Below are 26939 nucleotides of genomic sequence, written 5' to 3' on the forward strand. Positions count from 1 at the left end.
TTGTAAGGTTATTGTATAAAGCACTACTTGATAGTGCTTTTTACGAGCAAAAAGACAATGGCTAAGTATTTACTTAGTGGTGGTCAAAAGAGTAAAGAGATATATGTCTCTTTACTATTAAATTACAAAAAGGCGCATCCAAGAAGTGATGCGCCTTTTTATTTTATTAATCGCAACCAGCGAGAAGTCTGATGTTAGAAAAGATTCGTGAAGGGTCGCAAGGCGTAATTGCAAAGAGCATTTTAGTCTTAGTGATACTTTCATTTGCATTTACGGGCGTGAGTAGTTATTTAGGTTCTTCAACTGAGGTTGCAGCTGCTACCGTAAATGGTGAAGAGATCAGCAACTCCGCGTTAGAACAAGCATATGAGAATGAACGTGGTCGTCTTGAGCAACAGCTTGGAGACATGTTCTCGACTTTATCTGCCGACGACAACTATATGCAAAGCGTTAAGCAAAGTGTATTAGAGCGTCTTGTGGCTGAAAAGTTACTTGATCAAAATGCTGCAGAGCTTGGACTTCGTGTATCTGATGAACAGATCCGCACAGCGATTATGCAGGAACCTGCGTTCCAAACTGACGGTAAATTTGATAACGATCGTTATCAAGCTATTTTGCGCCAGTTAGGCTATCAAGCCAATTCATTCAGAGACATGATGCGTACTGATATGACACGTCGTCAGTTAGTAGCAACGCTAGTTGGTTCTGAGTTTGTGTTGCCAGGTGAAGCTGAATATTTGGCTAATATCCAGGGGCAAACTCGCGATATTAATTATTTAGTTATTGATTCTACTCCGTTCCTTGCTGCGGCGAGCGTCACTGATGAGCAGATTGAAACGTATTACAACTCGAATCTTGGTCAATTTGTACGACCTGAGATAGTAAGCCTTAACTATATTGAACTCGATGCTAAGCAGTTAGCAGCGGATATCACAGTGACCGAAGCGGAAGCTAAAGCGTACTATGATGAGAACAAAGTTCAATATTTACAGCCTGAGAAGCGTTTAGCTGCACATATCCTTATTGGTCTAGATGATGATAATGCTGAAGAGAAAGCTGAAGTCATTTACCAAAAACTACAAAATGGTGAAGATTTCGCAGAGCTTGCTAAAGCTGAGTCGCAAGATACATTTAGTGGCGAGCAGGGTGGACAACTTGATTGGTTTGAAGCTGGCGTCATGGAGCCAGAGTTTGATGCAGCACTTTTTGCCTTAGATAAAGGCAGCTACTCCAACGTGGTTAAGACCAACTTTGGTTACCACATTATCAAAGCGCTAGATATTCAAGCCGGTGCAGAAGCTCCTTTTGCTGACGTAAAAGAGAAAATCATTGTACAGCTGCAAGAGCGACAAGCTGTCGATAAGTTCTACGAACTTCAGCAAGTGCTTGCTGATACAAGCTACGAAGTACCTGATACATTGTCTGAGGCAGCGAGAGAGCTAGGTGTTGAAGTTAAAACAACGCCTGAATTCACTCGAAATAGCGCTCCAGCTCTGTTTTCAAAGCCAGCTATCCTAAAAGAAGCGTTTTCTTCTAATGTATTGCTTGATGGCATGAACAGTGATGTGCTTGAAGTTGAAGCCAATCATGTTGTGGTCATCCGCGTTAACTCGCATAAAGCGGCTGGTTCTATGGCGATTGGCGAAGTTAGAGACAGCATTGCTGGCCGCTTGAAGCAAGAGCAAGCCAATGAAAATGCACGTCAACAAGCGCAAGATGCAATGGCTGCATTTAAAGCTGACGGTATAACAGCTGGTTACTTGGTTAAAGACAAGTTAGCACGCTTTGAGCAAGACATTGATGGCGCTGTTGTGAGCAAAGCATTTGCTATGGCTCAGCCTACAGATTCTGCTACAGTTGATACAGTTGCGCTTGCTACAGGCTACGCTGTTGTTGTACTTAACAAGGTAAACGCCGCAAAAGGTGTTGATGCAAACCTTATTGATGCATTAAAACAGCGTTTGAACTCGCAATACACTGAAAACGATTACCGTGCAGTGATAGCTGGCTTAAAAGCTAAGGGCGAAGTACTTTACCCAGTTGTTGAATAAGCAATAAGCAATAAGCAATAAGCAATAAGCGACTTCACCAATATTTAAAGCCGGCAATAGCCGGCTTTTTTGTGTCTAAAATTTGACTCGTGTAGGGCGCATGTTGATTTAACGGCAGTTAGCAAAGAGATGTGCTTCTGTGGTGTTAATCAGTATTAATTCTTAGATTGAATACCAATCAATATAAAAGTTAGTCTACTCAGAGTGATTCTTGACGAACTAATACCAATTTCATTAAGTATTTGACCTGTACAGAGCCCCTCAACCTTTTCAATTCAAAGCGTATTGGTAATGAAATGGTTATTCCCTTCTGAGTTTATTCAACACAGAAGCAGCAAGCCTCAAAGGCGCTAAACTCTCGCTGAGCGGTGAAATCTTTATACTGATAGGTTTTGTGCTGTAATTTTGAGAAGCGAGGGTATGCCCGGATAAGACGATGACGGCTGTTTAAAGGCCTTACAGCAGCTTTCATGGCTAGATTATACATGAGAGGGTGTTCGTGATAATTATCAATGATGGCTTGTTAGTACGCTTTGTAAAAACAGTGGTATTAGCCATAAAAAACGCCGCATTTAGCGACGTTTCGACAATTTCATATGATTTAAGATTTAGATAGAAACCACATCAAACTCAACATTAGGGTTAACATCTTGCTCGTAATCAACACCTTCAATACCGAAACCAAACAGTTTCAAGAACTCTTCTTTATATTCACGGTAATCAGTCAATTCAGCTAGATTTTCTGAAGTCACTTGCGGCCACATATCACGACAATGTTGCTGGATCTCTTCTCGAAGTTCCCAGTCATCTAAACGAAGGCGGTTGCTGTCATCGACTTCTGCTGCACTACCATCGGCTTTGTATAAACGCTCGCTGAACATGCGGTTAATTTGTTCAATACAACCTTCGTGAAGGCCTTCTGCACGCATCTTTTTAAATACCATCGCAATATACAATGGCATTACTGGGATTGCTGAACTGGCTTGGGTAACAACACTCTTCAGTACTGCTACGTTTGCACTGCCGCCAGTTGCTGATAATTTATCATCTAATGCGTGTGCTGCACGATCTAGGTCCATTTTTGCTTTACCTAGTGCGCCATGCCAATAGATTGGCCATGTAAGTTCGGTACCAATATAGCTATAGGCGACGGTTTTACAACCATCAGCCAATACGCCCGCTTCAGCGAGTGCTTGCATCCATAATTCCCAATCTTCACCGCCCATGACAGTAACGGTATCATTAATCTCTTGTTCTGTAGCAGGCTCAACGCTTGCTTCAATAATGATATCTTTATTGGTGTCTACAGCTGTCGCTTTATAAGGTTCACCGATTGGCTTTAAAGATGAGCGAATAAGCTCACCGCTATCAGGAAGTTTTCGGACAGGAGAAGCTAGCGAGTAAACCACCATATCGACTTGGCCTAAGTCTTCTTTGATCAGTTCAATGGCTTTTTGTTTCGCTTCATGGCTAAAGGCATCACAGTTAATACTCTTCGAGTATAGGCCTTCGGCTTTGGCAAACTTATCGAATGCAGCAGAGTTATACCAACCTGCGGTACCTGGTTTCTTCTCTGAGCTTGGTTTTTCAAAAAATACACCTAAGGTGGCCGCGTCACTACCGAATGCTGCAGTGATCCGCGAAGAAAGACCGTAACCACTTGAAGAACCAACAACTAATACCTTTTTGGGACCATTGGCAATTTTGCCTTTGGCTTTAGTAATGTTGATCTGTTCAAGTACATTGGCTTCACAACCTACAGGATGAGTCGTTGTACATATAAAGCCACGGATTCTAGGTTTGATAATCATATTTTCTATTTCTCTGAAAAAATTGTATCTAGGATAAATAAACCCACACCAAATGACACTTAATTTTCGTTAATTTGGGTGATTTTATCAGTGGTTGGAGCAGTTATAGTCATCGTATCAAATAGGCGAATGTCCGCGGGTGCTAAGGTCTTAAAGCATCTATGGATATCAGCTAAGTGCATGAAGTCGTATTTGACGTGTTATCACACACTGTATAAACGTTATCAGCAGCCCTTAATTCTGACGGCATTATTTCTTACGTGTGAACAGGCTTTGCTCCTGAATTAGCCGTTGAGTGTATTCGTGTTGTGGCGCATTAAATAGCTGCTCAGTGGTGGCTTTTTCGATGAGCTCGCCCTTTTTTAACACCATTATTTTATCACTGACATGACGGATAATGTTCATATTGTGTGACACAAAGATGTAGGAAAGTCCCATCTCTTTTTGCAATTCTAGTAGCAGATTTAATATCTGTGCTCGAACAGAGAGATCTAGCGCGGTGAGCGCTTCATCTGCAATGATAATTTTAGGGTCAAGCATTAATGCGCGAGCGACGGCGACTCGTTGCTTTTGCCCCTCAGAGATCATATGCGGATAAAAGTCGACATGCTCTGAAAGTAAGCCAACTTTTCTAAGTTTGTCGACCACAATTGCTCGCCTTTCGCTTTCAGGGAGGTCTGTATTGAACTTCAGTGGTTCGTCGAGTAAGTCACCAATGGTTAGTCTTGGATTTAACGAGGTGTTGGGATCTTGGAATATCATCCGGATCATCCGGCAGCGTTGCTTTAAATTATGTTTATCAAGCGATTCACCTTCGAAATAAATATCACCGCCACTTCTTATTTCGGCGCCAACTAATATCCTTGCAATGGTACTTTTTCCAGAGCCGGCTTCACCTACTATAGCCAGTGTTTCACCGGTTTTTAGTTCGAAAGAGACGGGAGACAATGCCTGATTATATTGACGCTTGAAACGCTTATAACCTGCATAGTAACTTTTGCTCAGGTTGGTAACTTTAAGAAGGGGTGTCGTCATTACAAGGCTCATTATGGTATGGGAAATGGCAAGCGAAATAGCGATCTTTTTTATGGCACAGGCTAGGCTGGCTTACACATTTTTTCTGTGCTTGAGGGCAACGTGGACCTAATCGACATCCTATTGGCAAGTGTTGTAAAGCGGGCGCTGAGCCCGGCAATGTTTGCATCATTGATTTATGGGCTAACTCACCAGAATAATCGGGTGCATTTTCAATTAGGGCTTCGGTATATGGGTGAAAAGGCTGCGCCAATAATTCTGCTGTAGGGCCTGACTCCATCACTTGGCCACAATATAGAACAGTAAGTTGGTCACACCAACCTGACAAAGTTTCAAGCTCGTGGCTAATTAATAAAATAGATACATTCTGCAGCTGGTTGAGCTTACTCAATAGCCGAAAGATTTGTGCTTGGGTACTAAGTTCCATTGAATCAGTTGGTTCGTCTGCGATGAGTAACCTAGGCTGGTTAGCCACGGCCATCGCGATCATCACTTTTTGGCATTCGCCTTCGGAAAGCTCCCAAGCATAGCTATCCATGACCTTATCTGTGTGCTTAATACCGACTTTATGCAACCATTTTTCAGCTGTTTTTCGGCGAACTTTACCGCGCTTCCAAAATGGTAAGTGCTTATCGATCGGCATAGCTTCAATGATTTGGCTGCCTACGGAGATGGCGGGGTCAAGACTGCTGGTTGGGTCCTGAAAGATCATTGCAATCTCACTGCCCATTAAGTTACGCCTTTGTTTCGTGGACATCTCCATTAGGTTCTGCCCGTCCCACATCATGCGGTCAGCCGTAATTGTCCAGTTGTGGCCTGGCACACCTAAAATGGCTCGCGCCAATAAGCTACGTCCAGAACCAGACTCTCCGACCAAACCGTGCAGCTCGCCAGGGTTGATGGTCAGCGATACTCGCTCTAGTGCTTTGACGCGTCCATGAGGGGTATCAAGTTCAATGGTGAGATTTCTAATATCGAGAAGTGGCATATTATTAGTTTCTTATTGGCGATAACGCCGACCTTAATCCGTCACCAACTAAGTTAATGGCAAGCACACTGCAAAGAATCGCAACCCCTGGAATTGTCACAGTCCAGGGAGCTGTTAGAAGGTTATCCAGCCCTTGGGACACCATCGCGCCCCATTCTGGACTCGGTGCCTGGGCGCCGAGGTTGAGAAAACCAAGCGCTGCAATATCCAAAATAGCGGCAGAGATGGCTAAGGTGGTTTGAATAATGAGGGTTTCCCATACATTTGGCATTATGACGTACCAAAATATTTGGATAGAGTTCGCACCATCAAGTTTAGCTGCAGTAACGTAGTCTTTTTGTAGTTCTTCATGCACCGCTTGGTGAATTGCGCGAACAAACTGCGGCGTTAATGCGATACCGACTGCCCAAAAAACGTTACTTAGCCCTGGCCCCATAACGGCGACCACTAAAATAGCCATTAACAACGATGGGATTGATAACAATGCATCTAGTAGGTGGCTTAATATCGAAGACTTCAGTCCTTTCATCATGCCTGATATGGAGCCAATCACAAATCCGACCGCGAGAGAGGCCATAACGATGGCTAGTGCCATGCCAAATGTTAAGTGTGCGCCATGAAGCAGTCGACTAAAAATATCTCGACCTAAGTCATCAGTCCCAAGAAAGTGCTCTACTGTGCCACTGGCATCCCATGATGGGGGCAGCAGCAGCGCTAATGGATCTTGTTGTTCAGGTGAAAATGGCGCTATCCAAGGGCCAAAAATAGCCAAAAACAATAAACAAGTAACTGCCCACAACCCCATGAGAGCAAATGGGTTATCAGCAAATGCTTGCCAAAGCTTTCGCATAGGAGAAGGAATGTCATCTTCCTGATAGATGCTAATTCGCGGCATATATTTCTTTCCTGCTAATAGGGTTAATGGCGTTATGGAGTACCTCTATTAGGATACTGAAAAAGATAATAATCAATGCCACACCCAAAACACCGCCTTGGATCACCGTATAGTCCCGTTGATAAATTCCTGAGACAAGCCAACTACCGACTCCAGGCCATGAAAATATGACTTCTACAATCATTGCGTAACTAGCAAACGTACCCAACATCAACCCCATATTCTTTAGTACAGGGATTAACGCGTTAGGAAGTGCATGGCGCAATACAATTGTTCCCGTATGCAAGCCGCGAGCTTCAGCAGCGCGAATATAGGGTTCATTCATAATATGCAACATGGCGGCACGGGTGATCCTTACCACCACTGTAAAGGGTAATACCGCAAGTGTGATAGCGGGCAAGACAATATGTTGCAGTGCATCAAGGAACGCCGATATACGATAGACTGATTGCGACAAGAGTGTATCGATTAACATAAAGCCAGTTATCGGCTCTATCTCATATAAAAGATTTATACGGCCTGAAATAGGTAACCAGCCGAGTTCGACTCCGAACCATAGTGACAGTGTAAGCCCTAGCCAAAATACCGGGATTGAATATCCTGTCAGTGTAATAGCCATAATACTGTGCTGGGTGATCTTATTTTTACTTAATGATGCCAAAACGCCAAGTGGGACCCCTAGAAGTATGGCCAAGAATCCAGCAAAAATAGCCAGCTCAAATGATGCAGGCAAGACTTGGGTTAATTCGTCAATGACGGGTTTCTGAGAGGTGACTGACAGCCCGAGGTTACCGCTCAGGCGCTGCTCTGTATAAGCCAGGAATTGATTGAAGCCATTACTGTCGAGCTTAAACTCACTGCGACTTAAAGCTTGCTGCTGTAATGTTGGTGACTCTATCCCTGTTAATGCGTACTGTTGATCCACCGGAAAGTAACTTGTGGTGATAAACAGTACAGCGATTAATACTAGAGACGTAGCTAAAAATAGGTTAAGTCTTCTTAAGAGATACCGGCCCATTAGTGTTCATCCTCTGGGACTATTTTCATGGTGTTTTCGAATGAGATCCCACCAAATGGAGTGAGCTGGGTTTGTTTGATATTTTTTTGCTTAAATGTCAGTTGGGTCGCGTGAGCAAAAGGCAGCATGGGCAGTTGTTCACGAAAGAGCTTTTCTGCTTGTTGATAAAGCGCTTTTCGCTCGGCTATATTTGTCGTGGCCTTGGCTTTAGCTAAAATGTCATCCATCTTTGCGTTACACCATTGAGCCCTATTGCTGGAAGAGCGCTGTGCATCACAACTGAGCATAGGAGAGAAAAAGTTGTCTGGATCGCTATTATCAGCATTCCAGCCGATGAGCACTGAATCATAGTCTCTACGGCTGAGTTTTTGGTTAAAAACACTCCAGTCATAAGTGACAATGTTGACTGTTACGCCTATGTTTGCCAGATCGGCTTGAATTAGCTCCGCTGTTTTTAATGCATTTGGATTGTAGATCCTGGCAACCGGCATCGCCCACACATCAATATTTAACTTATCTATCCCTGCTTGCTTTAGTAATGCTTTAGCTTTTTTGGGGTCATAGTCATAGCTACTTTTATTATAGCGGTAAGCCCATGATTGTGGTGGCAACATACCTGTCGCCTCAATGGCCGTTTCTTGATAAACGGCTCTTAAAATATTCTGAGTATCTACGGCATATGCCAGCGCTTGTCTGACTCTAACATCATTAAATGGGGCTTTCTGGGTATTGAATGCCCAAAAGGCGACGTTAAATCCAAGCTGGGTATCTAATTCTAAATGCGGGTGCTGCTTAATAACAGGCAGTTCACCGGCTTTAGGCAGTGCAGACACATTACAGTCACCAGTGATGAGTTTGGTCAATCGAGCGGTACTTCTGGGGGTGATATCAAAAACTAAGTGTTCAAATTCAGGCAGCTTTCGCCAAAACAGTTCATTTCGGTGATAGCGAATATACTCGTTTTTTACGTATTTGGTTAGCTTAAAAGGGCCTGTTCCGATTGGGTATCTATCGATATTTTCAGCTTTATTATTTGCGAGTAAATTATCGGCGTACTCTTTGGATAAGATTATTGAAAATCCCGTCGCCAGGTTTGATAAAAAAGAAGCGTCACTATGGCTTAAATGAAAAATGATTTCGTCATCAGCGACTTTCTCTATGCTACTGACTGTTTGGCTTAGCCCGATGCTCTGAAAAAATGGGTAACCATTAGAGGCAACCTTGTGATAAGGGTTTTCATTATCAATAATGCGATTGAATGAAAATAGAATATCATCAGCATTGAAATGACGAGTTGGAGTAAAGTAATCCGTTTGATGGAATTGAACGCCGCTTCGCAGTTTAAATCGATAACTCAAGCCATCATCACTGCTGTACCAAGAGGTTGCTAAAGCCGGAATGATGGAGCTAGTCACGGGGTCGTAATCAACGAGCGTGTCATACAACTGCTGCGAGGTGGCATCGATAGTGGTTCCCGATGTCACCGTTTGCGGATTAAAGCTTTCTGGATTGCCTTCGGAGCAATAGACAAGGCCTGTGGGGATCTTCTGCGGACCACAGGCAACAAGTAACATGTTTATCGCAGATAAACAGATTACTAGACCTATTCGCTTGAGCTGCTGTTTCATTAAGCAATCATTATTTTATTCTGAACGTTAACAGACATTTTAACAGTGCCAACAGCGTAACAGCAATTATTTATCCAGTAAGTTGTATTTCTTTAAAATTCCACGAAGTTGGTGATAACTCAAGCCAAGCAGTTCTGCAGTTTTTTTCTGGTTAAACTGACCCGCTTCTAATGCTTGCTTGAGTATGTTTACTTCATTGTCTTCACAATGAGTTTTAAAATCGATAGGGAAGTGCAACGACTCACCGATGTTGCTACTGCTTTCTGTGCTGGGCTCTGGGCTTACACTAGCAGCTGGCGTATCAGCTAGCTGTTGTCTCTCTTTGGTTTTGACCCTAGTCGTTGGTCGATAAGGAGAGGCAAACGGATCTAAAATAATGTCATCAATTGCTTTGCCTGTTTCTGCATTGCGATAAACACTGCGCTCAGCAACGTTTTTTAACTCTCGAATATTACCTGGCCAACGGTACTCCATTAACTGTTGCACTGCGCGTGGGCTAAAGCCTTCAAATAGCTCCATTTTGAGTTGTCGCGCCATACCAACAGCAAAGTACTCAGCGAGTGCCATAATATCTTCAGTACGGTGGCGCAGTGGTGGCAACGTGATAACGTCGAAGGCTAATCTATCTAACAGGTCGGGCCTAAACTCGCCGGCTTCAGCTAAAGAGGGCAGATCTTCATTGGCTGCACAAATTAGTCTAACATCGGTTTTAACGGTTTTATTACCGCCAACACGCTCAAACTCACCATACTCTATGACTCTTAACAGCTTTTCTTGGATAAGCCCGGAGGTATTGGCCAGTTCATCTAAGAAAAGGGTACCGCCATTTGCACGCTCAAATCGTCCTTCATGTTTCTTGTTTGCGCCTGTAAATGCACCTGCATCATGGCCAAATAGCTCGCTTTCGAGTAAATTTTCACTCAGTGATGAACAGTTCAGTTTGATGAAGCTTTCGTCCCAGCGCTTTGATAAATAGTGCAAACGCTCTGCGATAAGCTCTTTGCCTGTGCCTCGCTCACCAATGATCAGCACAGGTTTAGACAAAGGAGCAACTTGAGAAATATGTTCAAGGACCTCTAACAATGCATTAGATTGTCCAATAAGATTATCTTGCTGAAATTGATTACTCACAGTAAGTTTTAGTCTTTCACGCTAATAATTGGTGAAAATAATAATATGATGCTCTGTTTATAAATGAAAGCAAAAGTTAACATTTTGGTTAAGGTGTTGTATTGTATTGGAAATAAAAAGTTGGCACGAATGGTGAATGGTAATTATCGAAACCAACGTTAATTTAAGGAAAATATTATGGGAATTTTTTCACGCTTTGCAGACATCATAAATTCAAACATCAGCGCATTACTTGATAAAGCTGAAGACCCTGAAAAAATGGTTCGTCTGATCATTCAAGAGATGGAAGATACTTTAGTAGAAGTTCGTTCAACGTCAGCAAAAGTATTGGCTGAAAAGAAAGAGATCATCCGTCGAATCGCTAAAGTACAACAACAAGTACAAGATTGGGAAAGTAAAGCTGAACTGGCATTGTCGAAAGATCGTGAAGACCTTGCTAAAGCAGCCTTAATTGAAAAGCAAAAAGCCAACGAGCTTGCCGAAACTTTAGCTGCTGAGTTGGTTGTTGTTGAAGAGCATATTCTTCGTCTAAAAGATGAAGTTGGCTTATTACAAGAGAAGCTTGTCGATGCTAAAGCACGTCAAAAGACTATCATCATGCGTAAGCAAACTGCATCTTCACGTCTTGAAGTCAAAAAGCAGTTAGATTCAAGTAAGATAGACAACGCGATGAGTAAGTTTGAACAGTATGAGCGTCGCGTCGAAGGGTTAGAGTCACAGGTTGATGCTTATGATCTAGGTAACAAGAAAACCCTTAGTGATGAGTTTGCAGCATTAGAAGCAGAAGATTCTGTAAACGAAGAGCTTGAAGCGCTTAAAGCTAAAATGAAGGGAAGCAAGGCTAAAGCGAAAACTAAATAATAACGGAGCAGAGGTGAGTTATGGACATGGATATTTTGATAGCCCCAATTATTATTTTTATGATTATCGTGGCTCCGATTTGGTTAATACTGCACTACCGCAGTAAAAGACAAGTGAGTCAGGGGCTTACCGATGAAGAGTTTGCTCAATTAAATGAGCTAATTGCTAAAGCCGACAAGATGTCACAACGAATTGAAACGCTTGAGGCAATTTTAGACAGCGAGGCACCACAGTGGAGGGGACGTGATGAATAAATCACAAGGTTTTTCCACTGAAGTAAGTCATTGCAAGCTAGCGATTAAATAAGGGAGGAGTTAGACATGAGTGAAGGCACAAGCAGAACTTTATATCGAATTCCTCAATCAGGTAAAATCGCCGGAGTGTGTGCAGGGATTGCAGATTACTTCAATTTTGAAACATGGTTAGTCAGAGTGCTCGCAGCGTCTATCTTTTTACTTGGTGGTTCTGGCATTGTTTTGATTATCTATGTGCTGCTTTGGATGATTTTAGATATTAAGCCCGGCACAGATAAGAACAGCTCAAGCCATAAAGAGATAGAAGTTAAAAAGAAAGTTTGGCAATCAGGTGAGCCAGCTAAAATGGCGTTAAGAGATGTGAACAGTCAATTTAGAGCGCTGGAGCTTAGATTACAGGGACTAGAGCGCCACGTAACATCTGATAATTACGATCTTAAAAACGAAATCAACAACCTATAGTTCGAAGCAGGGCAGCATATACCGTATACTGCCCTAGAACTACCCTCAACAGGTTCTTTATCTGCCTATGGCAAGTATCAAACGCTCTCTCAAAAAACTCGGTAAAAATACCCAAGCGGTAGCGCTGCGAACAACTGACAAGCATTTACGCTTAGCGGTAACGGGTCTTGCTGGCGCAGGTAAGACGGCTTTTATCACTGGGCTGGTTAATCAACTAATGCACAGTGGTATCGCAGAGGGGAATAGTCAGTTACCTTTATGGCGGGTCGCGCGCGATAGTCGCCTATATGGTGTTAAACGTGAGCTACAACCTGATCTTACCATTGCGAGTTTTAACTATGAAGCCGCGGTTAGCGCGATTATCAATGAGCCATCGTCATGGCCTCAGTCAACCCGTAATATCAGCGAACTTAGACTCGCAATCCGATATCGCCCTGCGAAAGGGTTACTGTCAAAGCTAACAGATACAGCCACACTGTATCTGGATATTGTTGATTACCCTGGTGAGTGGTTGCTTGATTTGCCAATGTTAAAGCAGAGCTTTCAACAGTGGTCTGAGTCGCAACTTGAGCGAGTATCAATATTTGAGTGTTCAAGCTACTTTGGCGACTTTGTTGAAGCTCTCAACAGTGTCGAACTAGCGGCCGTTGCTGATGAAGCAAAGTTACAACAAATCACTGACTGTTATCAAAAGCTATTGTTAGATTGTGTTGAGCAGCACGGTTTTTATTATGCCCAACCTGGGCGATTGTTACTGCCAGGAGAACTGGATGGCACTCCTGTACTGGCACTTTTCCCATTGATAAATGTCAGCACTGAGCAATTCTCTATACTTGAAAAAACCGAGTCAAATAGCTTTTACCATACGTTAAAACAACGATATGGCGAATACGTCTCTCGCGTTGTGAAGCCTTTTTACCATGACTATTTTGCAAAATTTGATAGACAGTTAGTATTAGTTGACTGTTTTACCCCTTTGAATCGTGGCAAGCAACAGTTTGACGATATGAGCAATGCGCTTCAAGCTGTGATGGAAAGCTTTCAGTTTGGTCAATCTAGCTTATTAAAGCGTCTATTCTCTCCTAAAATCGACAAATTATTGTTTGCAGCCAGCAAAATTGATCATGTTACCCGCGATCAACAAGGCAATGTTTTATCTTTGCTTAGTCAGTTAGTGCAACAAAGTCAGCAACATGCCAAGTTTGAGGGCTGTGAGGTCGAGACGATGGCAATTAGCGCAATTAAGTCGACGACTCACGGTATGGTTAAGCAAAATGGCCGTGATGTAGAGGTTGTTAAAGGGATCGATCTTGATAATCGTGAAGTGGTTACGCTGTTTCCAGGCGAAGTGCCAAAATCGCTGCCAGCTGCAGACTTTTGGCAACAACAAGGCTTTGACTTTGTCAGCTTTGCACCGCGAAAGGTTACCGGTAAACAGGGGAGTAAGGCGGACTTTGAGCATATACGGCTCGATCATGTATTGCAGTATTTAGTTGGTGATAAGTTAAAGTGAATACAGATAACATTTCAATTAAAAAACAACAGCGATTCGACTCAGTAGACGAAAAGACGGTATTGGACATTGCGCCAGCATCTAGCTTTTCAGCCAATGAAGAATTTGTCGAAATAGACACGCTGTCTGAACAAGCGCTAGAAACCAAATTAGATGAACACTTTGATGGTGTTGAGCAGCTCAATGATGGCCTTTCTTCAAGTAAAAAAAGCAGGCGTGGCTGGTTAGGTAAAGCTTGTCTGTTTGGGGTGTTAGTCATCGCAACCGTTGAGACTGGCCTCGGTTTATATGCTGCATTTCTGCAAAGTTCTTGGTTATTTACTTTGTACGCCGTTGTGGCAACACTGGTGGTCGCTTGGGCGTTAAAAGTCAGTGTTACTGAATGGCGTAAATTAAAAAGATTAAAAAAGGTAGAGGAAACTCAGGCCACTGGCATGCGACTGCTTAATAGTATGCAGATGGGTGAAGCGGATCTATTTATTGACAAGTTATTAGCTCAACTTCCCAGAAACGGCCATAGTGAACGTTATTTGCAGCAAGTGAGTGAAGAGCATAACGACGCTGAGAAGTTGGTGTTATTTGAAGCTTGTGTGTTGGTCGATAGAGATCTACAGGCCAAAAAAATAGTGCGACGTTTTGCACAAGAATCTGCGCTATTGTTGGCGGCGAGTCCTTTAGCCGTGCTCGATATGGCGATTATCCTTTGGCGTAACCAAAGCATGATTAACCAACTCGCTAAATGCTACGGCATTGAACTGGGCTATTGGAGCCGTATTAAGCTTATTCGTGGCATTATTGGTAATATTATCTACGCGGGTACCAGTGAAATAGCCACCGATTTAGGCACTCAACTATTGTCCGTTGAAATGTCTGGTAAGTTGTCCGCACGTATAGGACAAGGACTGGGTGGTGGATTGCTGACCGCACGTCTAGGTTATCAAGCTATGGCGCTATGTCGACCACTTGAATTTAACGAACAGACCAAACCTAAATTAAATGGGATCCATAAAGAGCTTCTATTGGATTTGAAAGAGCTGACCTCTGTGGTTCTGAGTAAAACTGCAAAGAAAGAAAAGCAAGAGGTTGAAGATAGATAGCGAGCGTTAACAGACTGCAGCACCTTATAAATAGACACTTAGCATCCTCACGTAACATATCTTTTACAAGCCACAAGATATTAATCTTCACTCAATAGTTTTTAATTACCTTGGACTAGTCCAAGGTAATTATTCAAAACGCGTGTAATTTGAGCTCAATATGATCAGCTATTATTGGCCTGATTGAATGAGCGACTTCGCAGCCAGCTATGCAGTTCTAATTGTTTCCTATTGATTTGGTTGGCTCCAAGCAGATGCAAACAACAACTATTAAATGGCATCTGCTCAACAAGCATTGAGTGGGAGATCAAAATGCAAGACAAATGGCAGCAAGCAACCCAGGTTATTCATGCTGGGCATATACCTAATGAACACGGTGCCCTAGTGACACCTTTATGCCAAAGTGCAACTTTTGTGTTTGATAGTGCAGAACAGGGCGGGGCAAGATTTGCCGGGGAGGAACCTGGCTTTATTTATACTCGCTTAGGGAATCCTACTACCGCTGAGCTAGAACGTAGAATCGCTGCGCTAGAGGGCAGTGATTGTGCTGCGGCGACCGCATCGGGAATGGCGGCAGTTTCAGCTGCCTTATTAGCAAATTTACAGAAAGGCGATCACCTGATTGCATCAAATGCCGTCTATGGCTGTACATTTGCGTTAATGAACTCTCAACTTGCCAAGTTTGGCATTGAGGTGAGTTTGGTTGATTTTAGTCGTCTCGATGAAATAGAAGCGGCGATTAAACCCAATAGCAAAGTTCTGTTTTGTGAAACACCGGTTAACCCCCACCTAAAGGTGTTCAATCTTGATGCTATTGCCCGTATTGCAAAGGCGTATAAGCTGGTTAGCGTGGTTGATAACACTTTTATGACTCCGTTGCTGCAACAACCAATAAAACACGGTATTGATATTGTTATCCATAGTGCAACTAAGTACCTCAACGGGCATGGCGATGTAATTGCTGGAGTGGTTTGTTCAAGCCGAGAACAGATGGATGTGATTAAGTATGAGGTACTAAAAGATATTGGTGGGGTTATCTCTCCCCATGATGCTTGGCTCATCCTACGCGGACTTAAAACCCTCGATGTAAGGCTACAACGCCATTGTGATAGCGCTGAACGTGTTGCTGAGTTTTTGCAGGGGCATAGTAAAGTTTCCAAGGTTTACTATCCAGGGCTAAAAAGTCACAGTGGTAATGTACTCCTTGGCCATCAAATGAAACGAGCTGGTGGCGTAATAGCCTTTGAGTTGAAGGCAGATCTGCAAGCATCAATAAGATTTATCAATCAGTTGGATCTGTTTTCTATCGCCGTGAGTTTAGGCGATGCTGAGTCGCTGATCCAACACCCCGCGTCGATGACACACTCACCTTATAGCCCCGAAGAGCGAGAGAAAGCTGGAATAACGGATAATTTGTTACGGATTTCCATCGGGTTGGAAGCCGTCGAAGATATCATCACCGCGCTAGATAAGGGGTTAGCTGCATTGTAATATACTATCACTTCAAGCGATTAAGCCACTGTAAGTGTTTACTTACAGTGGCTTAACTTATGTTATGGATTGACTATACTCAATCCTTTGTTTGAGTGAAGTCGCCTTAAATATTCCAGAAAGTGTGCGCAATAATATAAAGCGCAAACATACTGATGAAGTTAATTATAACGCCGGCACGCATCATCTCGGATTGTTTAATGTAGCCTGAGCCATAAACGATGGCGTTTGGCGGTGTGGCAACGGGCAGCATAAATGCACAAGAAGCAGCAATACCGATGAGGACTGACAACATCACAGGTGATAACCCAAGTGCTTCTGCAATGGCGGCAAACACTGGAACTAAAAGTGCAGCACTGGCGGTATTGCTGGCAAACTCAGTCAGCATGACAACAAATGCGATTACAGCAAAAATGAATAGTGCCATGTGAGCATTGCCAAATATATCGGTAACCCAATGGGCTAAAAATACACTCGTCCCAGTTGCTTTAAGTACAGCACTTAAGGTGAGGCCGCCACCAAATAGAATTAACACGCCCCAATCGGTCGTAGACTCAATTTTTTTCCATTGCACTAACCCAAGTCCCGCAAGAGTCACAACTGCGCTCAGCGCTACTACCGTATCAAATTTAGAGATGCCGCCTAATGCCTGTGATAGCGGTTTACTAAATATCCAACAACAGACTGTGGTGACAAAAATAAGTAGTGTTAATTTTCCTTGGAAAGTCAGTGATTGCTTTTCGGCTTTTACTTCACAAACCATTGACAGGTCGGGTTTTAAATATAAGTAAAGACCCACTAACATCAGTGGCAACATGATTGCTACAGTGATTAAGCCGAACTCTAGCCAATCGCTAAAAGATAAACCGACTTGAGCGGCAGCAATGGCATTAGGCGGACTACCCACTAGTGTTCCAATACCACCAATATTTGCAGAATAAGCAATACCGAGGAGTAAGAACAGATAGGTGCTCTTATGTTTGGTTATATCTATCTGATGTAAGATCCCAAGTGCAAGGGGCAGCATCATTGCGGTAGTAGCAGTGTTGCTTATCCACATCGACAGTAGCGCAGTGATCCCAAATAACATAACACAGGCTACCGATAACCGGCCTTTAGATGCCATGAGTACTTTCTGGGCAATCAGTCGGTCAATGCCTTGGTGATTCAAGGCTGCAGCCAATACAAACCCACCAAAGAAAAGATAGATGATGGGATTGGCAAAATGACTCATGGCAGCTTGGGTTTCAAACACGCCAAAGAGCACCGCGAGTATAGGGATCATAATTGCGGTAATACTGATGTGTATTGCTTCAGTAAGCCACAATATGGCGGCAAAAGTCAGTAATGCGAGTCCAGTATTAACTCCCTGTTCAAAAGGGAGAAAATTATACATCAAGAAAAGCAATACGATATCTGCGGCAAGTATTATTAACTTTTTCTGCTGAGCAGTAATGCTGTTACTGATCTGATTAGGTGCTTCGGTAGAGTCTAAAGACATTTGTCAGTCCATTATTATTGTCGGTTGAAACACTCTAGTGCAGTCGTGATTAACTTCAAAATCGCTCATGTTGTTATTATCTGACAAAACTGAAGCTCAGTTGAGGTGATACGAAGCACGTTTAGTGGTTAAGTTTGAGCTAAGGCCGTATCAGGTGTTTGCAACTTACAAATTTTCCCGTCAAACCGAATAGATTTGAATACTTATTTAGAGTTATTGAAAGTTTATCCGTAAGGCTGTTTTGTGATCTTGATCGTCGCGTAAAACTTTTGCGTGAGATGTTGGTCGGTTTATGGCGTATTTCGTGGGGGTGATCTACATTTTGCTGCGTAGCCAAGGAGTCGGAATAAGGTTACTCATTTATGGAACATACAAGGATACAGTCAATGAATAAGAAATTAATACCCGCTTTATTACTTACCAGCCTTATGTCATTTTCATCAGCACAAGCAGCTGTTGACCAAGTTGCCGCTGATACTAGTAAAACATCTACTCAAAAGAGTGCTCAGATTATTAGTATCAACTCTGCCAGTGCTGCCCAGTTATCAACGTTGAAAGGTGTCGGTGATTCAAAAGCGAAAGCTATCGTCGATTACAGAAAGACACACGGTAAGTTTGGTTCTATCAATGATCTATCTAATGTAAAAGGTATAGGCAATAAGCTGATAGAGCAAAACAAGGCCATTTTGAGTTTGTAGCTATATCGCTTTAAGCTGCTATTTAAGTGTAAATAAGCCTTCTATTGAGGGCTTTTGTCTATAGAAGCAGCGATTGAACCAAAAGTAGCAACTGAAACTCGATAAGGACTTGCTTGGATTCGATTCATGGTAGATAATGCTGCCGTTCTTGAGAGCAACTGCTTTCAACGAAATCAGTGGTGACCCTAGGGTCCCCCCGCAATGATAACTTGTGAACTCGGCCAGGCCTGGAAGGGAGCAACCGCAGCAAGTAACTCATGTGCCGGGGTGTGGCTCTAGGGAAACCTCCAAACTCTTCTCGTTTCTTGTTAAAAACCTTAGTGTATTGTCAAAATTAGATTATTGGCGTTCAATGCCGTAATAGCAGTGTTTCATGTTACTTTTAACTCTATTGTCTGACGCTAGGTGTTAGGGAAACCTCTACACTATGAAGCCTCCCTTTGTTGTTTAGCCCTCTTTTTTCTGATTTTCCTTTAAAAATGCTCTAGATTCTTCTAACGCTTTATGGATTTCAGATTTCATTTTGGTTAACTCTGCATAATCTTCAAAAAAGTAGGTGTCAACCAAGTGTCGAATATATCGAGTCGGTAATTTATTCAGTGTAATACAGCATAGATCCGCAAGGTAATCCGCAGGTAATTCATCTAACAATCCTTCGTCTGAAAGCATCTCAAGTAACAGAACTTCGTAGTAATTTCTTATGTCTAATTGCATATACTTCTCCCAGAGTTATCTCTGCTTCTCCAATTAATTACACTATTTTTGGAGGTTATTGGCTAAAACTGAATTAGCGGCTAAAAATAGTTGGCTGTGTCGAATATTCAGTAGGTCTTGTTCATTACTGTATCCCCCTCCAATCACACAAGCAATGGGTATTTTGGTTGAATATGCTTGCTGTATCACGGACTTATCGCGGGCATAAATACCTTCAGTGCTAATATTAAGGTAGCCAAGGTTGTCATCAATATGAATATCAACACCTGCATCGTAAATAATGAGATCGGGTTGATGCAGGCGAACAAGGTAGCTAAGAGTCTGACTTACAGTTTCTAAGTAATGTTTATCGGCAGTACCACGAGGAAGTTCTATGTCGTAATCTGATTGTTGCTTACGAGCAGGAAAATTATGTTGGCAATGTATGGAGCAGGTGATGATGTTATCAAAAGCGGCAGCGGTTGTAGCGGTGCCATCGCCCTGATGTACATCACAGTCAAAAATGAGGACCTTGTCTATATCTGGTAGCTTTAATGCTTGCTGAGCAGCATAGGTTAAATCATTGAAAATACAAAAGCCGCTGCCAAATTGATGATGTGCGTGATGGTAACCTCCGCTTAAATGGATAGCACAACCATGATCTATGGCTTTTTGGCAGGTCAATTCTGTCCCTGCGACAGAGCGCAGGGTTCTTTCTACGAGTGACTCACTCCAAGGGAATCCTATACGCCGCATCGATTTAGTATCAAGTGTGCCATTTATAAAATGACTGACGTAGTTGGCGCAGTGAATATCAGATAATGCCTGTTGTGTGACCGCTTCTGCTGCGAAAAATTGCGATGGCTGTGCAATACCTTGCTGTAATAAATACTGGTATAAATAATGGTACTTAGTTGCAGGAAAGCGATGTTTGGAAGGTAACGCCAGCTTAGAATAGCTGGCGTGATAGATCAGCGGTAACATGCTTTAATGGGTTAAAGCTGTTTGATTGCCCAACTCATAAATTCCTTTCGTGTTTTGTCATCTGCATGAAGCCACCAGTACTGTAACATCTGCTCTGCTTTTGCTGCATCATCTGCCGTAGTGACAGTTTTATTCGCTGTAGCAGCCGTTGCTGTAACCGCTGTTGCTGCAACGGCAGGTGAAGCTTTACTAACAGGGGCTGTCGGCGCTGAAGATGCTACACCGACTGCTGCGCCAGTTGCTACGGCCGCTTCGACATCGACATCTGTAGCGGAGTTGCCGCTAAATAGACGAGAGACAAAAGATTCTTCAGTGATATTAGTCTGAGTGACTTGATAGTTTACAGTGCCATTATCTTTACGAGTAATAACCACTTGAGGTGATTTAGCAAACTTAGCTGGGTGTTTCACGAAATCACCGTCAGCTGGTTTCATATGATACTCATAATCGCCGTCAACTTTAAGGGTGATGACAAAGGGGGAGGATTTAATATTTGTCTCGCTGTCACTGAAATCATCTTCGACAAGATCGTTGTAGCGAATGGCAATTTTGTGGGTGCCGTTATCGAGTTCAAGTTCAGATTTGTGGTTAAACAAACTGGTTTCAACTTCTTTTCCATCAAGCGCAATATACTCAAATGCCATCGGAATATTCAAATTTGCAGCAAATGCTGCAGAGGAACCACATAAAGCGAGAATAGCGGTGATGGGTAGTAGCGGTTTCATTGTTGCTCCTTAACGATTTTGGCTTTTGAAAGGTCGCTCGAAAAGTTGGATGCGATCTTCAATATAACTAGTAGCTTGTCGACATTTGCCCAAACGTGAATGTTGAGCAAGGATCTCATTCTGTAGCTTGATTTTGTCAGCACTATGACAGTTTTCAAGAGAAAATTGCAAATTTTCAATTTTTTGTTCAATAATTTTAGCCCAGTTCAAATGTTTGTTAAGTTCTTCATAAAGTTGATGGCTATTTTGCATTACATTTGAAGCTATCCAGCTGAAGCCACTTTGCTGGTGTGCTTTCGCTCCCCGCTTAATGGCATGTGCGCGTCGGGTACGTTTCTGCTGCTCTAATGACTTAATGTTGATATTGGTTGTCGTTAGTGCTCGGCGCACAGCGCTAAATCTATCTTGTATTTTCTCACAGCTTGAAATTATGGTGTAGTGTGAGCGTTTAGCGATAAGAAGCTGTTGTAGTTGGTTTATATTTCTTGATAGCTGATCGATGCAAGGCTTGAGCTGCGCGCCTTCCTGGATAAAAAGCTCATTATTAAAACGTTCTACATCTTGCATCAATTTACGCTGCCCGGGCGGTAGGGCTGCATCATGTTGTAATACATCTTGCTCTAGCTGCTTTAATTGCTGCTTGAGCTTATTAATAAGTTCATTGATGTTCATGCCCAAGCACTCCAAGCTAACTGAGCTGCAATCAGTAAAATCATGGTGACAAAAATTGGTCTAATGAAAGGTAAACCGAATTTTATGGCAGAATGCGCGCCTATGTATGAGCCTATCATCATGCAAATGCCCATGGCTAACCCTATGGCTAAATTTACCTGACCCATGAGCAAAAATATAATCAGCGAGGTGAAATTACTGGTAAAAGTCATCGCTCGAGCAAGCCCTAAGCTATAAAGTAATGGTAACTTATGCATCCCAGTACTGGTGACCGTCCAAAATGCGCCGATACCGGGCCCAGCAAAACCATCGTAGAATCCAAGTGGTAGTCCTTGTAGCCACTGCTTCAACTTACTTTTGGGTTTCACTGGAATTTCACAATTTTTACATCCCATGGCGTTGGGCTGAAAAAGCGTATAAATAGCGATAGCGATAATAATTAGCGGTAACCATTTTTCTAGCCATTGGTTATCGATAATCGACACAATAAATGTACCAATAACTGCGCCAATAAAGGTGGCTATAAATGTGTGGTACCACAAGCTTGGTGAGAATAGCCGTTGCTTATAATAAGTGTAGGCGGCCATCGAAGAGCCAAAGCAAGCTGCTAGCTTATTAGTAGCCAGCGCCATGTGAGGAGGTACCCCCATGGTAAGCAAAGCCGGTATTGATAACAGCCCACCGCCGCCAGCAACAGCGTCGATAAATCCTGCTATTAACCCTATCAATGCCAGTAAAGCCCAGCTACTTGGGTCTAGTATTAAGTCCAATCGTTGTCCTATTCAATAACACGTCGAAAAGGAGGTAGGGCATCTAATAGGGATTTTCCATAGCGCTTGGTCACCAAGCGTCTATCCAAAATAGAAATTCGACCGTAATCCTGTTCTTTTCGGAGTAATCTACCACAACTCTGTACTAGTTTGCGCGAAGCATCTGGGATTGTGAGTTGCAAAAAGGGGTTTCCACCTTTTATTTTAATATATTCTGAATGAGCTTGCTCTACAGGGGAGGTCGGTACAGCAAAAGGCAGCTTTGTAATAATGAGGTTTGTTAAATAATCTCCGGGTAGATCGAGTCCCTCTGAAAAACTGCCAGTACCAAAGATGATACTCGGTTTCGAGTCATCACAAAGCGCTTTGTGCTGCTTTAAGATCTCTTGCCGTGGCAAGGTGCCTTGAATGAGTAAGCTTGTTTTAATTTTATTCTCGACCAGATCTGCAACTTTCTCCATCTGCCAATAAGATGCAAACAGCACTAGACTTGCCATCTCATCTTCAACAAGCGCGATAATCTGTTTTGCCAGTTCATCGGTATAGTTATCATGGGTCGGCTCGGTATCCATTTGCGGCAAGAACAGTGTGGCATTTTGTTCAAAATCAAACGGAGAGTCGAGAGCCAAATATCGACTACCATCATTAATGGATAAACCGACTTGATGAGTAAAATGGTTAAAATTGTTTAGTGCTCTCAGTGTTGCGCTACACAGCACAACCCCGGCAGCTTTATCCCAAAGTAAGTTCTCAAGCATAAAACCGACTTCAATCGGTGAAGCACTGAATAAATAATCCGATTGTTTACCAGTCAGCTGTTCTATCCAGCGAGCCATTGGTGCACCTTTTGGATTATCTTGTTTGGCCATCATCTTCCACAGCTTTTGTAAGTTCTCGATACGCTGCAGCATAAAGCCGGTTTCTGACAGTAACGCTTCTGATTGATGTTTAGGGATATCGCCATCTTTAATCGCTTCATTTAGCAGGGCGAGCATTTTGTTAAACTGTTTAAGCGCAACATTAGAGGCCGTGGCTAAGTTTTCTGCGAGAATAAGTAGAGCGGGTGGCAGTTTGCCGTGTTCGAAACGAAAGCGACTTTCAGGGTTATCAAACTGTTTAGCTTGAGCGTCACAAAAATGAGCGACCTGGTTAAGTAAACCACTGATATCACCAATATGGTCAAGCATTGCTTGAGCGGGAGCAATAATATAATTGCTCTTAATCTGGTTTTGCAGCTTTGAAGTCGTTTTGGTTAGTTTCTCCAGCCAATCAGTAGCGCCTCGAATAGTGGCTTGTGCACTACTAAAGTCACGAGCAACGATGGGCAGATGATGTGCTTCATCAATAACATAATAGAGATCTTCAGGATCGGGCAAAATAACGCCGCCGCCAAGTTCTAAATCTGCAAACAATAAGCTGTGGTTAGCAATAAGCACATCCCAAGTGTCGAGATCTTCACGGGCTTTATGAAATGGGCAGTTTCTATGGCTGGCAAGCTGTTTGTGACAGCTGTGTTTATCACAAGCTATTTGCTGCCATAGATGATCAGGCAGTGGTTTAGTCAGTGTGTCGCGCTCACCATTCCAGCGGGACTCTTTATAATCTTTAAGTAAGCCTTCGAGCATATCAACCTGGCTTTGATCGGGCTTAGATTGCCACATTGCCATTTGGTTACTGTTGTCTGAGCCGACCAGCATCTCAAGCTTTGATAAACACACATAGCGCTGACGCCCTTTAACTAAGCCAAAGGTAAAGTCTAAACCTGAATGCTGCAGGAAAAAGGGGAGGTCTTTGTGAAGCAGCTGCTCTTGCAGTGCCACCGTTGCCGTTGCTATACAGACTTTTTTCTTGCTGGCTAATGCCAGGGGAATGGTCCCTAGTATGTATGCTAATGACTTACCAATACCGGTACCAGCTTCAACTACGATTATTCGGCGTTGCTTGTCGTACTCACCCGCAAGTGTTTTCGAGATCTCCGCGACGATATAGTTCTGTTCTCGCCGAGAGCGAAAGTTAGGCAAAGAGGAAGCGATGCCTTTATATATAGTACGGATCTGGGTTTTAACGTCTGCCGATAACATGAATGCACTGGTCCAGTAAATAATGCTGTACATAATAACAGTGATTACATAGCCTAAGAAGAGTTATGTGATTATTCGTGAATTTAATTGAGTATATAGCCATGAATCCAACTTCCAGTGCGTTGCAGATAATAAAAGGTCGTGTGCTAACTCGTCATGTCAATCAGCATAAAATGGGGTTAAGTTTAGAATATGTAGTTGCAACTGCATCGGGTCCTGTCATCGTTGAAGTCCCAGAGCAAGAGCATGTTTGCTTTATTCGTACCACAGATGAAGGGCTAATTTACCAGCATAGAGAGCTGACTAATATCCGCAGCAAACGCTTGCCGTTAAAAAATTTTCAACTGGAACAAGTTACTGCGCTTTATTGCAATGATATAAGGCAACTGCGTCACTTAATTCGTGTAGCTAAGGACCAAGCTATTGAGTTATTTGAAAGTGATATCAAGGCTGAACATCGATTTCTCATCGAGCGCTTTATAGCCTTAGATGTTGAATTTAGTGGCCATTATTTGCAAGCCGCTCATGGCGTCGAACCACGCTTTATCGCTAAAAAAGCGAGACCAACAGAGCTCGTACAGCCTCTTAAAGCCATCTCGCTTGATTTTGAATGTAGTTTTTCTGGTGAACTCTATTCCGTCGGTTTATATGGCCAGACGGAAAGTGGTGTGATTTTTGAGAAAGTGATAATGATAGGTGAGCCTCAAGAGGTTGAGATTAGCTACATTCAGTGGGTTAACAATGAAGTCGCATTGATCCATGAATTGATAGCGTGGTTTAACGAATACGATCCAGACATCATTATAGGCTGGTCAGTCGTGACATTTGACTTAGCTCTGTTATATCGCCGCGCTAAACATCATGGCATTGCACTGGCGATTGGACGTAATAAGCAAAATTTATCTTGGAAAGTTGAAGATAAGTATCGACCAGAGACGCTGTCTCTTTATGGGCGAGTTGTGCTGGATGGATTTGATTGGCTAAAAGCTGCTTTTTATCAGTTTGATCGCTATTCGCTGGAGTTTGTATCTCGGGCCTTATTGGATGAAGGGAAAGCTATCGACAATGTTGGCAATAGAATGGATGAAATCAATGAACTCTTTGCAAATGATAAGCCAGCCTTAGCGCATTACAACTTAACAGACAGCCGATTGGTATGGGACATATTTGAAAAAACGCAGTTGTTTGATTTTGCTATCGAGAGAGCCAAGCTAACCGGCTTGGAACTTGGCAGAGTTGGAGCTTCTGTGGCTGCATTCATGAACCTCTACTTACCGCATTTGCATCGCAGTGGCTATGTTGCGCCAAGTTCTCCTGCAAGTGATGGGATTGAAAGCCCTGGCGGTTATGTGATGGACTCTGTGCCTGGACTGTATAAGCATATCTTGGTGTTAGATTTTAAGAGTCTTTACCCGTCAATTATTCGAACATTCCTTATCGACCCTAAAGGGCTCGTTGAATCTGCAGAGCTGGCAGAAACAGTACCAGGTTATTTAGGTGCCCGTTTTAGTCGTAAAACCCCTATATTACCGCAGTTGATTAAACACCTTTCTGAGCAAAGAGAGCAGGCTAAAGCCAACCATAATGCGCCTTTATCGCAAGCGATTAAAATTATCATGAATTCGTTATATGGGGTACTTGGCTCTCGTGGCTGTGTATTTCATGATGCCAAGCTTGCAAGCTCCATAACTATGCGTGGTCATGAAATAATGAAACAAACGCGTAGCTGGATAGAAGAGGCGGGCTTTGAGGTGATTTATGGCGATACCGATTCAACATTTGTGTGGTTGGGAAATGACTTTGACGACAAAAAGGTGCAAGCGACGGGTAAACATTTAGCGTCACAAGTTAATCAGCTATGGCGGCAAAAATTAACCGAAGACTTTAAGCTAGAGAGTTTTCTCGAGTTGGAGTTTGAAACTCATTTTGAACAGTTTTTTATGCCAACACTTCGAGGCTCTGCCGAAGGTTCTAAAAAACGCTACGTTGGTACTAAACTAACCAAAGAGGGTGAGAAGGAGTTGATTTTTAAAGGGATGGAGCAAGTTAGAAGTGACTGGTCCCCCTTAGCTCGTCGCGTGCAATATGAGCTGTATGAACGTTTATTTAACCACCAAGATGTGGAGGGCTACATTAAGTCCACCATTGAGGCTCTAAATCGTGGAGCCTATCGCGAGGAACTTATTTTCGTAAAAAACCTAAGACGTAATCTCGAAGACTATACAGCCAAGTCTTCGCCACACCTAAAAGCGGCTAAATTATTGTTTGATGCAACTAACGATGAGAGTGTGACTAAAAGAGGAGCTCGAATCGAATATGTAATGACAGTTTCTGGTGCTGAACCTGTCTCATATCAGACATCACCGATTGATTTCGATTATTACATTAATCGTCAATTAGGACCTATTGCCGAGCCAATACTTTCAATAATGAATAAAAGTTTCAGTCAAGTGACATCAAATCAAATGACGTTAATTTAGATTAATAGCTATTAATGGTCTGCTGTTTAAATGTTAACAGATGGTTTAATCCTTTGTGGGTTGTGGTTTCACTAGTTAATTTAGTGCAAAACATAGCTAT

At 42.8% G+C, this 26939-nt stretch carries 23 protein-coding genes and 1 other RNA gene; 10 read left to right on the plus strand and 14 right to left on the minus strand.

Features of this window, described 5'->3' with window-relative positions; genetic code table 11:
* Positions 1-191 precede the first annotated feature (191 nt).
* Positions 192-2051 (plus strand): SurA N-terminal domain-containing protein, encoded by a 1860-nt coding sequence (locus tag AB4135_RS04305; RefSeq protein WP_371990613.1) that lies wholly within the window; start codon positions 192-194, stop codon positions 2049-2051.
* 608 nt (positions 2052-2659) lie between these two features.
* Here the strand turns inward: AB4135_RS04305 and fabV are convergent.
* The 7 genes from fabV to pspF form a co-directional block, all read right to left on the minus strand.
* Positions 2660-3862 (minus strand): enoyl-ACP reductase FabV, encoded by a 1203-nt coding sequence (fabV, locus tag AB4135_RS04310; protein ID WP_371990615.1) that lies wholly within the window; start codon positions 3860-3862, stop codon positions 2660-2662.
* Between the two features lie 249 nt (positions 3863-4111).
* A complete protein-coding gene (locus tag AB4135_RS04315) occupies positions 4112-4897 on the minus strand; it encodes an ATP-binding cassette domain-containing protein (protein ID WP_371990617.1) in 786 nt (261 codons plus the stop codon).
* Positions 4878-5885 carry an oligopeptide/dipeptide ABC transporter ATP-binding protein gene (locus AB4135_RS04320; RefSeq protein ID WP_371990619.1) on the minus strand — a complete coding sequence of 336 codons (1008 nt, stop codon included), beginning with the start codon at positions 5883-5885 and terminating at the stop codon, positions 4878-4880. Before AB4135_RS04320 ends, AB4135_RS04315 begins: the two co-directional genes overlap by 20 nt.
* A 4-nt stretch (positions 5886-5889) precedes the next feature.
* A complete protein-coding gene (locus AB4135_RS04325; RefSeq protein WP_020913308.1) occupies positions 5890-6780 on the minus strand; it encodes an ABC transporter permease subunit in 891 nt (296 codons plus the stop codon).
* A complete protein-coding gene (locus tag AB4135_RS04330) occupies positions 6767-7798 on the minus strand; it encodes an ABC transporter permease (protein WP_371990621.1) in 1032 nt (343 codons plus the stop codon). Before AB4135_RS04330 ends, AB4135_RS04325 begins: the two co-directional genes overlap by 14 nt.
* A complete protein-coding gene (locus AB4135_RS04335; RefSeq protein WP_371990623.1) occupies positions 7798-9426 on the minus strand; it encodes an ABC transporter substrate-binding protein in 1629 nt (542 codons plus the stop codon). The genes AB4135_RS04330 and AB4135_RS04335 overlap by 1 nt, the downstream gene beginning before the upstream one ends.
* Positions 9427-9492: 66 nt before the next feature.
* Entirely contained in the window at positions 9493-10557 is a 1065-nt protein-coding gene (gene pspF, locus AB4135_RS04340) for a phage shock protein operon transcriptional activator (RefSeq protein ID WP_371990624.1), read from the minus strand.
* Positions 10558-10734: 177 nt separating this feature from the next.
* On the opposite strand from pspF, the gene pspA reads away from it, so the two are divergent.
* The 6 genes from pspA to AB4135_RS04370 all read left to right on the plus strand — a co-directional run bounded on the left by pspA (position 10735) and on the right by AB4135_RS04370 (position 16235).
* On the plus strand, positions 10735-11418 hold the full coding sequence (gene pspA / locus AB4135_RS04345) for a phage shock protein PspA (protein ID WP_371990625.1): 684 nt from the start codon (positions 10735-10737) through the stop codon (positions 11416-11418).
* A 20-nt stretch (positions 11419-11438) separates the two neighbouring features.
* On the plus strand, positions 11439-11672 hold the full coding sequence (gene pspB / locus AB4135_RS04350) for an envelope stress response membrane protein PspB (RefSeq protein WP_371990627.1): 234 nt from the start codon (positions 11439-11441) through the stop codon (positions 11670-11672).
* Positions 11673-11738: 66 nt separating this feature from the next.
* Complete coding sequence (pspC, locus tag AB4135_RS04355) at positions 11739-12134, plus strand: envelope stress response membrane protein PspC (RefSeq protein WP_371990628.1); 396 nt, start codon at positions 11739-11741, stop codon at positions 12132-12134.
* Between the two features lie 67 nt (positions 12135-12201).
* Positions 12202-13647, plus strand: a complete 1446-nt coding sequence (locus AB4135_RS04360; RefSeq protein ID WP_371990630.1) for a YcjX family protein — start codon at positions 12202-12204, stop codon at positions 13645-13647.
* Positions 13644-14744 carry a TIGR01620 family protein gene (locus tag AB4135_RS04365; RefSeq protein ID WP_371990632.1) on the plus strand — a complete coding sequence of 367 codons (1101 nt, stop codon included), beginning with the start codon at positions 13644-13646 and terminating at the stop codon, positions 14742-14744. Before AB4135_RS04360 ends, AB4135_RS04365 begins: the two co-directional genes overlap by 4 nt.
* Positions 14745-15056: 312 nt before the next feature.
* Positions 15057-16235 (plus strand): PLP-dependent aspartate aminotransferase family protein, encoded by a 1179-nt coding sequence (locus tag AB4135_RS04370; RefSeq protein WP_371990634.1) that lies wholly within the window; start codon positions 15057-15059, stop codon positions 16233-16235.
* A 106-nt stretch (positions 16236-16341) separates the two neighbouring features.
* On the opposite strand, the gene AB4135_RS04375 is transcribed toward AB4135_RS04370, so the two are convergent.
* Complete coding sequence (locus AB4135_RS04375; protein ID WP_371990636.1) at positions 16342-17736, minus strand: DASS family sodium-coupled anion symporter; 1395 nt, start codon at positions 17734-17736, stop codon at positions 16342-16344.
* A gap of 386 nt (positions 17737-18122) precedes the next feature.
* On the opposite strand from AB4135_RS04375, the gene AB4135_RS04380 reads away from it, so the two are divergent.
* Together AB4135_RS04380 and ffs are read left to right on the plus strand one after the other, a co-directional pair.
* On the plus strand, positions 18123-18434 hold the full coding sequence (locus AB4135_RS04380; protein ID WP_371990637.1) for a ComEA family DNA-binding protein: 312 nt from the start codon (positions 18123-18125) through the stop codon (positions 18432-18434).
* A gap of 185 nt (positions 18435-18619) precedes the next feature.
* An RNA gene (ffs, locus tag AB4135_RS04385) (signal recognition particle sRNA small type) lies at positions 18620-18716 on the plus strand.
* A gap of 165 nt (positions 18717-18881) precedes the next feature.
* Here the strand turns inward: ffs and AB4135_RS04390 are convergent.
* The 6 genes from AB4135_RS04390 to dinG are packed head-to-tail and all read right to left on the minus strand — an operon-like array spanning position 18882 to position 24359.
* Positions 18882-19148 carry a late competence development ComFB family protein gene (locus tag AB4135_RS04390; RefSeq protein WP_371990639.1) on the minus strand — a complete coding sequence of 89 codons (267 nt, stop codon included), beginning with the start codon at positions 19146-19148 and terminating at the stop codon, positions 18882-18884.
* Positions 19149-19190: 42 nt separating this feature from the next.
* A complete protein-coding gene (locus AB4135_RS04395; RefSeq protein ID WP_371990641.1) occupies positions 19191-20111 on the minus strand; it encodes a histone deacetylase in 921 nt (306 codons plus the stop codon).
* Between the two features lie 11 nt (positions 20112-20122).
* Positions 20123-20836: a DUF2057 domain-containing protein gene (locus AB4135_RS04400; protein WP_371990642.1), complete on the minus strand. Its 714-nt coding sequence runs from the start codon at positions 20834-20836 to the stop codon at positions 20123-20125.
* Positions 20837-20845: 9 nt separating this feature from the next.
* Positions 20846-21508 (minus strand): primosomal replication protein, encoded by a 663-nt coding sequence (locus AB4135_RS04405; RefSeq protein ID WP_371990643.1) that lies wholly within the window; start codon positions 21506-21508, stop codon positions 20846-20848.
* A complete protein-coding gene (locus AB4135_RS04410; protein WP_371990644.1) occupies positions 21505-22278 on the minus strand; it encodes a sulfite exporter TauE/SafE family protein in 774 nt (257 codons plus the stop codon). The genes AB4135_RS04405 and AB4135_RS04410 overlap by 4 nt, the downstream gene beginning before the upstream one ends.
* Positions 22279-22286: 8 nt before the next feature.
* Positions 22287-24359, minus strand: coding sequence for an ATP-dependent DNA helicase DinG (gene dinG / locus AB4135_RS04415; RefSeq protein WP_371990716.1), 2073 nt, complete (start codon positions 24357-24359; stop codon positions 22287-22289).
* Positions 24360-24460: 101 nt separating this feature from the next.
* Here dinG and AB4135_RS04420 point away from each other — a divergent pair, with 101 nt between their 5' ends.
* Complete coding sequence (locus AB4135_RS04420) at positions 24461-26839, plus strand: DNA polymerase II (protein WP_371990646.1); 2379 nt, start codon at positions 24461-24463, stop codon at positions 26837-26839.
* Positions 26840-26939: the final 100 nt, after the last annotated feature.

The sequence above is a fragment of the Shewanella sp. 10N.286.54.B9 genome, from assembly GCF_041468565.1.
Lineage (GTDB): Bacteria > Pseudomonadota > Gammaproteobacteria > Enterobacterales > Shewanellaceae > Shewanella.